At 70.5% G+C, this 11,662-nt stretch carries 11 protein-coding genes, 1 tRNA gene and 1 pseudogene; 4 read left to right on the top strand and 9 right to left on the bottom strand.

Annotation, left to right across the window (positions count from 1 at the left end):
• Positions 1–77 precede the first annotated feature (77 nt).
• The 4 genes from ACT54R_RS19730 to ACT54R_RS19715 all read left to right on the top strand — a co-directional run bounded on the left by ACT54R_RS19730 (position 78) and on the right by ACT54R_RS19715 (position 2,937).
• Positions 78–968 (top strand): LysR family transcriptional regulator, encoded by an 891-nt coding sequence (locus ACT54R_RS19730; protein ID WP_024277513.1) that lies wholly within the window; start codon positions 78–80, stop codon positions 966–968.
• Positions 969–1,285: 317 nt separating this feature from the next.
• Positions 1,286–1,804 (top strand): peptidoglycan-binding domain-containing protein, encoded by a 519-nt coding sequence (locus tag ACT54R_RS19725; protein ID WP_476329007.1) that lies wholly within the window; start codon positions 1,286–1,288, stop codon positions 1,802–1,804.
• Between the two features lie 49 nt (positions 1,805–1,853).
• Complete coding sequence (locus ACT54R_RS19720; protein WP_476329005.1) at positions 1,854–2,180, top strand: hypothetical protein; 327 nt, start codon at positions 1,854–1,856, stop codon at positions 2,178–2,180.
• A gap of 55 nt (positions 2,181–2,235) precedes the next feature.
• The gene (locus ACT54R_RS19715) at positions 2,236–2,937 is read left to right on the top strand and encodes a M15 family metallopeptidase (protein WP_476329003.1); all 702 of its coding nucleotides are present in this window, start codon (positions 2,236–2,238) and stop codon (positions 2,935–2,937) included.
• Between the two features lie 197 nt (positions 2,938–3,134).
• Here the strand turns inward: ACT54R_RS19715 and ACT54R_RS19710 are convergent, their stop codons facing one another.
• From ACT54R_RS19710 to fdxH, 9 genes and pseudogenes are all read right to left on the bottom strand, one after another.
• Positions 3,135–3,506, bottom strand: a complete 372-nt coding sequence (locus ACT54R_RS19710; RefSeq protein ID WP_476329001.1) for a hypothetical protein — start codon at positions 3,504–3,506, stop codon at positions 3,135–3,137.
• Between the two features lie 6 nt (positions 3,507–3,512).
• On the bottom strand, positions 3,513–4,007 hold the full coding sequence (locus tag ACT54R_RS19705) for a hypothetical protein (RefSeq protein ID WP_476328999.1): 495 nt from the start codon (positions 4,005–4,007) through the stop codon (positions 3,513–3,515).
• Positions 4,008–4,090: 83 nt separating this feature from the next.
• A tRNA-Sec gene (locus ACT54R_RS19700) sits at positions 4,091–4,186 on the bottom strand.
• A gap of 90 nt (positions 4,187–4,276) precedes the next feature.
• Positions 4,277–6,145 (bottom strand): annotated as a pseudogene (gene selB, locus ACT54R_RS19695) (selenocysteine-specific translation elongation factor); the annotation flags it as partial.
• Entirely contained in the window at positions 6,146–6,874 is a 729-nt protein-coding gene (locus ACT54R_RS19690; protein WP_476329241.1) for a tetratricopeptide repeat protein, read from the bottom strand.
• A 661-nt stretch (positions 6,875–7,535) separates the two neighbouring features.
• Positions 7,536–8,966, bottom strand: coding sequence for an L-seryl-tRNA(Sec) selenium transferase (selA, locus tag ACT54R_RS19685; RefSeq protein ID WP_476328997.1), 1,431 nt, complete (start codon positions 8,964–8,966; stop codon positions 7,536–7,538).
• Positions 8,967–8,974: 8 nt separating this feature from the next.
• The gene (fdhE, locus tag ACT54R_RS19680; RefSeq protein ID WP_476328995.1) at positions 8,975–9,904 is read right to left on the bottom strand and encodes a formate dehydrogenase accessory protein FdhE; all 930 of its coding nucleotides are present in this window, start codon (positions 9,902–9,904) and stop codon (positions 8,975–8,977) included.
• A gap of 90 nt (positions 9,905–9,994) precedes the next feature.
• The gene (locus ACT54R_RS19675) at positions 9,995–10,693 is read right to left on the bottom strand and encodes a formate dehydrogenase subunit gamma (RefSeq protein ID WP_168462478.1); all 699 of its coding nucleotides are present in this window, start codon (positions 10,691–10,693) and stop codon (positions 9,995–9,997) included.
• Complete coding sequence (fdxH, locus tag ACT54R_RS19670) at positions 10,690–11,646, bottom strand: formate dehydrogenase subunit beta (RefSeq protein ID WP_476328993.1); 957 nt, start codon at positions 11,644–11,646, stop codon at positions 10,690–10,692. Before fdxH ends, ACT54R_RS19675 begins: the two co-directional genes overlap by 4 nt.
• Between the last annotated feature and the right edge of the window lie 16 nt (positions 11,647–11,662).

Here is an 11,662-nt window from a genome sequence, read left to right as displayed (position 1 = left end):
GCTTCTCCCGAGACAAGCGAAAGAACAGCGCCACCTCGCCGGCCGGATGCCGGTGATGCTCAAGGGGCTCGGGCCGGATGGATTGGGACAAGCTTAAGGTCTTCCACGTGGCCGCGGAAGCGGGCTCCTTTACCCATGCCGGCGAGACGCTGGGGCTCTCCCAGTCGGCGGTGAGCCGGCAGGTCTCGGCGCTGGAGGCGGAACTGAAGGTTCCGCTGTTCCACCGCCATGCCCGCGGGCTCATCCTCACCGAGCAGGGCGAGCTGCTCTACCGCACCGCCCATGAGGTGTTCCTCAAGCTGGAATCGGCGCGCGCCCAGCTCACCGACAGCCGCGAGAAGCCCAACGGCGACCTGCGCGTCACCACCACCATGGGCCTCGGCACCCATTGGCTCACCGCGCGGGTGGGCGAGTTCGTGGAGCTGTTCCCGGACATCCGCATCCAGCTCATCCTCACCGACGAGGAGCTGGACCTTGCCATGCGCGAGGCGGACGTGGCCATCCGCATGCGCCAGCCGGTGCAGCCGGACCTGGTGCAGCGCAAGCTCTTCACCGTCCATTTCCATGCCTACGCCTCGGCCGACTATCTCAAGCGCCACGGCCATCCGCGCACGCTGGACGAATTGGACAAGCACCGCATCCTGCTGCTCGGCGGGCCGATCCCCTCCTATTTCCAGGGGCTGAACTGGCTGGAGCATGCCGGCCGCGACGGCTCGACCCCGCGCATTCCCGCCTTCGAGGTCAACAACGTGCTCGGCCTCAAGCGCGCGGTGGAGCGCGGCGTGGGCATCGGCACCCTGCCGGATTATCTCTCGGACGATTCCACGTCCCTGGTGCAGCTCTTCACCGATCGCGAGACGCCCAAGCTGGAGGCATACTTCACATATGCTCAGGAAATGCGCTCGGTGGCCCGGATTCAGGTCTTCCGCGACTTCCTGATTTCCAAGGCGCAGCGCTGGAATTACTGATTTATGACATGTACCGGTGCTCTGGTAGGGCGAAGATTGCCCAGCCAAGCGCTGGGCACATGCCTGATATGCGATCAGTATACGTTGCATTCTGCCTATTCGGGGAGCATCTTTGGCTTGCGCTGATCGCATCCTGTGCGGTGCATCAGCTGTTCCCCTCTGGAAGGTTCGCTGCTCTGCAGCGATACTTGCCGGGTCCCCTCCAGGACCCGGCATTTTTCTTTTGTGCGGTTGATTTTTGAGGGTGCCGCAGCGGCGCTTTTCCCCCAATGTCAGGCGCCGGCCCTCAGGCCGGGGCAAAACGACCGGGGTGTGTCATGGCACTTCTCAAGCGTGGGCTTGCGGGCGAGCCGGTGAAGATCCTTCAGGCGAAGCTCGGCGTGGCTGCGGACGGCCAGTTCGGCCCCGCCACCGAGGCCGCCCTCAAGGCCTACCAGACCCAGCACGGCCTTGCCGCGGACGGCATCGCCGGGCCGGACACCTTCACGGCCCTCGGCCTGCCCGAACTGGTGCTGCTCACCGTGGGCACCAAGGGCGAGGCGGTGAAGAAGCTGCAGACGGCGCTGGGCATCGCCGCCGATGGCGCCTTCGGCCCCGGCACCGCCAAGGCGGTGAAGGAATTCCAGGAGAAGAACGGGCTCGACGCGGACGGCATGGCCGGCCCCGACACCCTCGCCAAGATCCCGGCCTTCGCCGGCGTCTTCTCGCCGGAAGCGGTGGCCAAATCGCAGGCGGCGCCCGGCACCATCTCCACCGACGCCAAGCCCGCCGAGGCCGGCGCCACTGCCGCGCCCAAGAAGAGCATCTGGCAGACCATCACGTCCTTCTTCTCCTGAGCGCAGGCGGGGCGCGGGAACAGCGGGGAAGCCCGGGCGTTGGCCCGGGATGAACCTTTTCGCCCGCGTCTCTCCGCTGCGCTCCGGCGCTGAAACCCATACGGCCGCCCGGATGGGCGGCCGGTCCTCCTCTTCAGGCTTGGCCGCCCTGATCGGCGGCCCGTTCCCCCCGCCCGAGCCCGGCCGTCCCCCGGAGCCGCCCATCCTGCCCCCCGATCCTGTGGAGGACCCGCCGGAGTTTCCGGAGCCGGGGCCGGACCTGCCCCCGCTCCCCGAGGGAGACCCCTCCCGCGAGCCGCGCCAGGACCCGATCCCGGAGCCGCCGCCGCTGCGCGATCCCGTCGATGTGCCGGAACCGCCCTCGCGCATGAGGTGAGGCGGCGCTGGCGGGCGCCCGACCCGCGCCTTATGCTCCAGCCATGCAACGCAGCATGGCCAAAGCCCTGATGGATCGCCTGGTGAAGCCCGCCGCCCTCGCCCTCACCATCGCGGGGCTCCCGCTCGCGGCTGACGCCCGCACCGACCGGCCAGACCTGTTCGTGGATGTGGCCGGCGTGGTGCCGGACGCCGTGTTCGACGTGCGCTATTTCTCGAGCGACAATTTCGTGGGATCGCGGGTGGATGGCTACGGCGCCGCCCGCTGCTTCCTCACCCGCCCGGCGGCCGAGGCGCTGGCCAAGGTGGCGGCGGAGGCGAAGAGGAAGGGCCTCGGCCTCAGGATCTTCGATTGCTACCGCCCGGCCCGCGCCGTCGCCCATTTCGCCCGCTGGGCAAGCGATCTCGCCGACGAGAAGACCAAGCCCACCTATTATCCCGATGTCGCCAAGAAGGACCTGTTCGCGGAAGGCTATATCGCCGCCCGCTCCGGCCATTCGCGCGGCTCGACGCTGGACCTGACCCTGTTCGATCTCGCGACGCGGCGCGACCTCGACATGGGCACGCCCTTCGACCTGTTCAGCCCGCGCTCCTGGCCCGATTCCGCCGCCGTCACCGCCGCCCAGCGCGCCAACCGCCGCCTGCTGGCCGAGCTGATGTCGCAGAACGGCTTCAAGCCGTTCGACAAGGAATGGTGGCACTTCACCCTGAAGGACGAGCCCTTCCCCGACACCTATTTCGATTTTCCCATCGAGTAGGGGAGGGGGGAGGCGACCCCGCCGGAAAGCGGCGGCCGATTGTAATGCGCCAGCTTTTCCTCCTGTCATCCCCCGCCTTGTGCGGGGGATCCACCCCTCCGCCGGCGCGGCGTATGGCGGCATCGAGCAGGCGGCGACGTGGATGCCCCGGACAAGCCGGGGCATGACGGTTCCAAACCCTGCAGCCGGCCCGCCCCTCAGTTCGGCGCGATCTCCTCCACCTTGAGCCGCCGGCCGAAGGTGTCGAAGAAATCGCCTTCGTTCAGCACCAGCCGGTTCTCGCGGATGCGCTGTTCCAGCGCGCGCAGGCGGCCGCGGGCCTCGGCGTTTTCCAGCGGCCCGCCGTCTTCCACCTGCGCGAAGAAGGCGGCGCCGTCCCAGGCCTGACGGGAGCCGGCGAACAGGGCGATCATGCCGGCCCAGTCCACCTCGTCGCCGATGATGTTGAGGAAGGTGGAGGCGAGGGGCTTCACCTCCGGCTCGGCGATGCGCACCAGCACCACCAGCGCGGTGAAGCTGCCGTGGTCGGCGAAGGTGCGGGTGAGCCAGTCGTCGAAATCGGTGGCCATCGGCTTTCAGAAATCCACGAGGGGCGTGTCGGGGAGGTAGTGCTCGAACAGGTACCAGAAGGCGCTCTGCCGCGTCGTGGCGTACCACTCCTCGAACGCGGCGAGCGCCGCCTCGGGCGCGGCCTCGCTTTCCATCTCGAACAGCGCCACGGCGACCGGGGCAAAGCGGGCAAGCACCTCGGCGCGGGCCTCGCTGTCGTCGGACCAGCCGAGCCGGGCGCGCAGCAGCGCCTGACCGGCGGCAACCGCCATCTCGGCATCGCCGATGCCGTCGAGCGTTCCGGCGAGGGACCGCATCAGGTCGGCCCGGCGCCAGGCATGGGCCCGCTCGCGCGCCAGTTCCTCGGTGCGGCGCGCGGCCTCGGCGCGATAGGCCGTCTCGGCCACGTCGGCCGCGACCTTCGCCGCGTCGAGGCGGGCGAGGACGGCGGCGCGCGCTTCGATGGCGGGATCGGGGGCGGCCTCGGCGTGGGGGGCGGGCCGTGTGGTCTCGGGGATCATGATCCCTTCCCGTAGCTGCGGGGGCGCGCATCGGGCGCGGGGGGCTTCGGATTTGGCGCAGTGGAATTTGGTGCAAGGGAATTTGGCGGAAGAGAGTGGGAGTCGAACCCACCAAGGACCGGCTCGCGGCCCCTCCCGGATTTGAAGTCCGGACGCCCCACCAGGGACGCTTCTCTTCCCCGCGACGGCGCCGCCGCGGTGATATCAGGCGCATCGTCCGCCGCTCCGGCGAACAGGTCCAGCCGGAACGGATTGATGCGCCTCAGATCGCCACGGCGCAAGGTGAGGCCGTGACGGTCGAAGAATTCGAGGATCTGGATTGCCACCTTGCGGCCGTTCTGCACTTCGTCGCGGAAGGCGGCGGCGGTGAATTCGTCCTTCATGCGCTCGCCGGAGAGGCGGGTGATGATCTCCACCATCTCCGACACCACCGGGCGCAGGAAGAAGTGGTCGTGGGCCACCTCGTCCACCCGGCCCATGCGGCCGAGGAGCTTCATGAGCCGCCGCACCTCCGGCTCGGGCACGGCGAGGAGGCCGGCGATGTCGCGCACGCGGGGCGGGCGGAAGCGCTCCTCGCCGGTGAGCAGCGGCTTGATGCGCGCCCACAGCGCCTCGTCGGCGGCGGCGAGCTTCACCGAGAAGTCCGCCCGCCGCACCCACGCGCCCTCCTGCCGGATGGTGCCGGCGGGCAATGCGGCGAGCGCAGCGAGGAAGGCGGCGGCCGGCAGGCGCGGCTCCAGCATCATGCGCAGCCGCTCCCGGCCGAGGCCCGGCAGGTCCGGATTCTCCCCGTGGAAGGCGTCGAGGGCGGCCATGACGCTGGCGGAGAAGCTCGCGAGCGTCGCTTGCGTCAGCGCCAGCGTGGTGGCGCCCGCGGCGAGCCGGGCGAGATCGAGCCGGGCCACCAGCGCCTCCACCTCATCGGCAGAGAGCGCCCGGTCGCGGGCGAAGGCGTCGAGGTCGGCGAAGTGCGGCGGCACGGCCAGAAGCCCGGCCAAAGCCTCGGCGGGATCGCGCTGCGCCAGTGCATCGAGCTGGGCGATGCGCTCGGGCGTGCGGCGCTTGCGGCGCGGGCCGCGCAGATCGAGGAAGCGGCCACCGCCAATGGTGCGCTGGGCGGAGGTGTCGCGGATGACGAAGCGGTCCCCCGCCGCCGCCGCGATGGGCGCCTCCAGCACCAGTTGCACCTTGCCGGTGCCGCCGGGGGCGATGGCATCGCCGAGCAGCACGAGGCGCGCGCCCACCTCGCGCGCGGCATGGTGCAGGCGCACCGGCAGCCACTGGGCGATGGAGCGGGGCTCGCTGGCCAGAACCTTCAGCTCGGCGTCGATATGGTCGGCGGGGGCGTGAAGCGCCGGGTCCAGCACCACGTCGCCACGGGAAATGGCATCCTTGGAAATGGCCTCGCCGGCGAGGTTGATGCCGCAGCGGTCGCCGGCGACGCCGGTTTCGGCCACGCGATCCTGCGCGCGGATGGAGCGCACGCGGGCGGAGAGGCCGGAGGGGCTCACCGTCACCCGGTCCCCCACCTTCACCGCGCCGGAAAGCACGGTTCCCGTCACCACCGTGCCGGCACCGGACAGGGTGAAGCTGCGGTCCACGGCGAGGCGGAAGCGCCCGCCACCCGCCCGCTGGCCGAGGGCGCGCGCCGCGTCCACCAGCGCCTCGCGCAGCGCCTCCACCCCATCGCCCCGCGCCGCCGCGACGGGCAGGATGGACGCGCCGGCAAGGCCGGTGGGGGCGAGCAGAGCGGTGATCTCGGCTTCCACCGCGGCGAGGCGGTCGGCATCGGCGAGGTCGGCCTTGGTGAGGGCGACGATGCCCTTATCGATGCCGAGCAGATCGAGGATCGCGAGGTGCTCGCGCGTCTGCGGCATCACCCCGTCGTCGGCAGCCACCACCAGCAGCGCGAAATCGATGCCGCCCGCGCCGGACAGCATGGTGTGCACGAACTTCTCGTGCCCGGGCACATCCACGAACCCCAACACCTCTTCCCCCACCGGGAGATAGGCGAAGCCGAGGTCGATGGAGATGCCGCGGGCCTTCTCCTCCTTCAGGCGGTCGGTATCGACACCGGTGAGCGCACGCACCAGCGTGGTCTTGCCATGGTCGATGTGTCCGGCCGTGCCGATGATCACCTAGGGCAGCTCCCCCAGCGGAATGGCGGCGCGGCGCTGGGCGGCGGCGGTCTCTTCCGGGTTCAGCGTGGCCTGCACCGCATCGAAGAAGCGATCGGCGAGGGCGCTGTGGCCCGCGCGGGCGCGCAGCAGCCAGGCGAAGGCGGCGATCTTGTCGTGCGGCACGCCGGCGCCGAGATGGTAGGCGGCGCCGAGCATGGCCTGCCCGTCGGCGTCGCCCGCCTCGGCGCCCTTGCGCCACCAGCGGGCGGCTTCCACCGGATCGCGATCGGTGCCCAGCGCATTGTGGGCGATCATGCCGAGCCGCGTCATGGAGGAGCCGATGCCCTGCTCGGCCGCGGCCAGCGCCCAGCGGCGGGCCTCGGTGGCGTCGGGGGGCATCACCTCGCCCTCCAGCAGCATCCAGCTCAGCATGTCCTGCGCGGGGGCATCGCCATCCTCGGCGGCGGCGCGATAGAGGTTGGCGGCGCGGGCATAGTCCTGCGCCACGCCCTGGCCCTTGAAAAACAGGGTCGCGAGGTTGCGCCGGCCCACCGGATCGCCGCCCTCGGCGGCCAGTTCCAGCCAGCGGCGGGCGAGGTCGAGGTCCTGGTCGACACCGAGGCCGTCCACGAAGCAGGCGCCGATATTGTTCTGGGCGCGGGCATTGCCGGCGCGGGCCAGCGGCTCCCAGATGTTGAGCGCGGCCTCATACTGGCCGGCAGTGGCCGCCGCCAGCGCCTCGGCCATCAGTTCCTCGGGCGTGCGGAGATCGGCGACCGGCTCTTCCGGCGGCGCCTCGGTGAAGGCGGGCTCGGTGTAGGAGACCGCGGCATAGCTTGCCTCGGCGGCGTAGGTCTCGACGAAGTCGGGTGCCGAAACCTCGGGTGCCGCGACCTGAGGTGCCGCGACATGCGGCGCAGGTTCGGGCGCGGGGACCTCGAAGGCGGGCGGCGCCGGCTCTTCCGCCGGCGTGCTCGGCGCGCGGGCGAACACGATCTCCTCGAAATTCAGCTCCACCGCCGGGGCCTCCGGCTCGCGCGCGGGTGGCGGGACGACGGGCGGCGCTACGGCGGGTGCGGCCGGCTCCGGCTCGGAGACGGGGGCGAAGGGGTTCTCCTCCCAGATGCGCTCGCCGAGGCGGGGGCGGCGCGGCGCGGGGGCGGCGGGGCGCTCCTCCGGGGCTACGGGGCGCGTGGGCGCAAGGCCGCTCGCGATGTCGCCGAGCAGGGCGTCGAGGTCCACCTCGGCCTCGCTTGCCGGGCGGCGCTCGCTGGCCCGTTGCAGCCGGGGCATGGGCGGATGGGCGTGCGGGGGGCGGGGCGGCGTGCGATCCTGAACCGGGCGATCCTGCGGCGCGTCGGTCGGGCCTTCCGGTTCGTCCGGTCCCCCGCCCTTGCCCTTCAGTCGGTCAAGCCAGCTCATGTGCCCCCTCCAAAGCGGTCACGGACGCGACAAGCGCCGCTTCGTCCTCAAGGCATCTCACATCCAGCACCAGCGCCTGATCGTCAATCCGTCCGATGACCGGAACCGGCAGGCGGCGCAGCGCATCGGCGAGCCGGCCGATGGCCCCGCCGCTGCCGTCGCGGGCGCGGATGGCAAGGCCCACGCCCTCCAGCGTCTCCAGCGGCAGCGCGCCGGAGCCGATCTGGCTGCGGCAGGGCACGCTCTCCACGGTGAAGCGATCACCGAGGGTGCGCGCGAAGTGCGGCACCAGCCGGGCAGCTTGGGCGGCGAGATCATCGCGCGAGCGGGTGAGGTAGCGAAGTGTGGGAAGGCGGGAGGCGAGGCGGTCCGGATCACGGTAGAGCCGCAGCGTCGCCTCGATGGCGGCGAGGCGCACCTTGTCCACCCGCAGCGCCCGCTTCATGGGGTTCTTGTTGATGCGGGCGATGAGATCGCGCCGCCCGACGATGAAGCCGGCCTGCGGGCCGCCGAGCAGCTTGTCGCCGGAGAAGGTCACGATGTCCGCCCCCTCCGCCAGCGCCTCCCGCACGGTGGGCTCATGGACGAGGCCGTAGCGGGAGAGGTCGGCGAGCGTGCCGGAGCCGAGGTCGTTCACCAGCGGCACGCCGCCGGCGCGGGCGATCTCCGCGAGGTCGCGGGGCGGCACCTCGGCGGTGAAGCCCTCGATGCGGTAGTTGGAGGTGTGGACCTTCAGGATCACCCCCGTCTCGGGGGCGATGGCGTCGCGATAGTCGCGCGGGTGGGTGCGGTTGGTGGTGCCCACCTCGGCTAGTTCCGCGCCGGCGCGGCGCATGATCTCCGGCATGCGGAAGGCGCCGCCGATCTCGATCAGCTCGCCGCGCGAGACCAGAGCCGGCTTGCCCGGCGACAGGGTGTTCAGCACAATCAGGACGGCGGCGGCGTTGTTGTTCACCAGCGTCGCGTCCTCGGCGCCGGTCAGCTCGCAGATGAGGCCGCGCACATGGTCGTCGCGCTCGCCGCGGCGGCCGCCGTCGAGGTCGTATTCCAGCGACACGGCGTTGCGCATGGCCCGGGTGGCGGCCTCGATGGCCTCCTCCGCGAAGATGGCGCGGCCGAGATTGGTGTGCAGCACCGTGCCGGTGAGGTTGAACACCGGCTTCAGGCTGGGCGCGGCGGCGGCATCGAGCCGGGCGAGGGCGGCGGCGGCGATCTCCTCGGGCGTCGCGGGCGCACCCGCGCCGGCCTTGAGCGCGGCGCGGCGCTCGTCGAGGGCGTCGCGCACCGCCTGCGTCGCCGCCTGCCGGCCGTGCCGCTCCACCGCGGCGCGGGCGGCCTCGGCCTTCAGCACCTGATCCACGGAGGGGAGCAGGCGCATAGGCGGAGCGGGGGCGAGGGCCGCCGGGGCGTTCGTCATCCCGCGCCTCAATAGCCGAGGAGGAAGGGATTGAAGGCGGCGCGCCGGTAGGGGCCTTCCTTCTGCTTGATGTCGAGGGCGAGGCTCGCCACGTCGTCGGCGACGGGATCGAGGCCGTCGTCCTGCGCGAGATAGAACACCTTGGAATAGGCGTGGCAGGTGTCGCAGGTCTCGGCCTTCACCGCGCCATTGCCGCCCTCCACCTCCTGATAGCCGATGCCGGCCGTGGAGCCGCAGGCGGTGCAGCGCACCCGCACGAAATTCCACAGCGTGCCGCACAAGGCGCAGGCGCAGTAGCGGGCGCCATGGGAGGTCGGCCAGTTGACGATGAGGCTGCCCACCGGCGGCCCGCCGCAGGTGGGGCATACGCCATCGCCCACCGGCACGAGCCTTGTGGCGTCAAGCTCCGACGCGAGGCGGGCGAAATGGGCTTCCAGCGCCGCCGCCACATAGAGGTGCTCGGCCAGCGCTTCCTCCGGGATGGAGGAGGCGAGCACGTTGCGGATCATCTCGCCGCGCGCCACGTCGGAGGCCATGCGCACCCGCTCCAGCGCGGTGCGGGCGGCTTCCGGCTGCTCGATCTTGGTCGCCTCGGCCAGCGCCCGCTCGAACAGCGTGTCGAAGGCGGCGTCGGGGGTGAAATGGCTGCGGTCGAGGGGCGGCATCTCGTTGGCGCGGGCGCGCTCGACCTGGGCGGCCTCCACCGGCTCGGGCGCGGGCGTCGCGGCAACGGCGGCGTGCTGCGCCTCGCTGAGGCCGGCGAGGAAGGTGAGATAGGGCGACAGGGGATGGTTCTGCGCCAGATGCCGGAACCGCGCCGCGCGGCGCGCGAACAGGGTCGAGGGGTCCGGCAGATAGGCGAAGGTCGGGGCGGTCACGCCCTCCAGCACGGAGGGATCGGGAATGGGCGCCGACGCGGGGCCGAAGGTACGCGACATGATGGACCTCACGAACCTCACGGGTCACGTGGACGGGCATGAACCTCCCGGTCGCACGCGGCGGCCGGGAGGCCATTATAGAGCCAAGACCTATTCCGCGGGAGTCCCGCGGGTGCCCGACTTGCGGGAGCCGACCAGCTCGCGGAACCACTTCCTGTGGTGCCGCCACGCCCAGCCACCCGTCACCTGTCCACGGGTCATGGCGCTGATGGTGCCCTTGACCCAGATGGCAGCGTATACGTGGACGATCCACACGCAGATGATCGCCACCGCCGCCAGCGCATGCACCAGAAGCGCGATGCGCTGCTGCTCGATGGTAGTATAGGAGGCGAAATAGACCTGCCAGATCACCACGCCCGAGGTGATGAGCACCGCGATGAGCAGGCTCATGCCCCAGAACACCATCTTCTGCCCGGCATTGTACTTGCCGAGCTCCGGCAGCTTTTCCTCATGGCCGGCGATGACATCGCGGATGCGGCGCATCCAGGTGCCGTCTTCGCTCTTCCAGAGGTTGGCCTTCCAGAAGCGCAGGAACATGCCGGCGAAGGAGAAGAAGAGCACGACGCCGATCCAGGGATGGATGGTGCGCGTCATCTGCCCGCCGCCGAACAGGCCGGTGAGGAAATAGAGGCTGGGGTGGAACAGGGCGAGGCCGGAAATCGCCAGCAGGATCAGGCTGATGGCCGTCACCCAGTGGTTGATGCGGGCGCCCACCGTGTAGCGGTCCACCTGCACCGGGCGACCCGGATGAACCGCGTCGCCTTTTTCCAGATCGTAGGGTGCGCTCATGAGCGGCCTCCGGACGACAGCTTCTCAGCCGCCAGCTTCTCGGCGTTCGCCTCGTCTTCCGGCGACACCTTGTTGGCGCCGTTGACGAGGTAATGCAGCGCGCCGGCGAGGGCGGCGAAGCCCATGACGCCGAGGCCCACATACTTGGTCACGCCCTTCCACGCCTCGACGATGGGGCTGATGCGCGGATTGTCCGGCAGGCCCGCATAGATCGAGGGCTTGTCGGCGTGCTGCAGCACGTACATCACGTGCGTGCCGCCCACGCCGGGCGGATCGTAGAGGCCCGCATTCTTGTAGCCGCGGGACTTCAGATCCTTGATGCGGCCCTCGGCCCACTGCTTCATCTGCGTCTTGGTGCCGAAGACGATGGCCTGGGTGGGGCACGCCTTCTGGCAGGCGGGACCCTGGCCGACCGCCACGCGGTCCGAGCACAGCGTGCACTTGTAGGCCTTGTGATCGACCTGCGAGATGCGCGGGATGTTGAAGGGGCAGCCCTTCACGCAATAGCCGCAGCCGATGCACTTGGCGTGGTCGAAGTCCACGATGCCGTTGGAATACTGCACGATGGCGCCGGGCGCCGGGCAGGCCTTCAGGCAGCCCGGATCGGCGCAATGCATGCAGCCGTCCTTGCGGATGAGCCATTCGAGATTGTCGGTCTCGGGGTTCACCCACTCGGTGAAGCGCATGAGCGTGAACGAAGCGGGCGTCAGGTCCGGCGGGTTGGTGTAGGTGCCGTTGAAGGTGCCGATCTCCTCATGGAGCTCGTTCCATTCGAGGCACGCCGCCTGGCAGGCCTTGCAGCCGATGCACTTCGACACGTCGATGAGCTTGGCCACCGGCTCCTTGAACTCGACCTGCGAGGGGGAACCGGAGGCCGAGCGGCGGACGAGGTCCGCATCGCTCAGCTTGGGCGCCACGGGGGCGGTGGTGGGGTTCGGAATCGGAGGAAACATGGCTGGTTCTCCTTTT

Source organism: Xanthobacter sp. DMC47, assembly GCF_056313845.1.
Note: the sequence above shows the minus strand (reverse complement) of the source record. Positions and strands in the feature narration are given on the sequence as shown.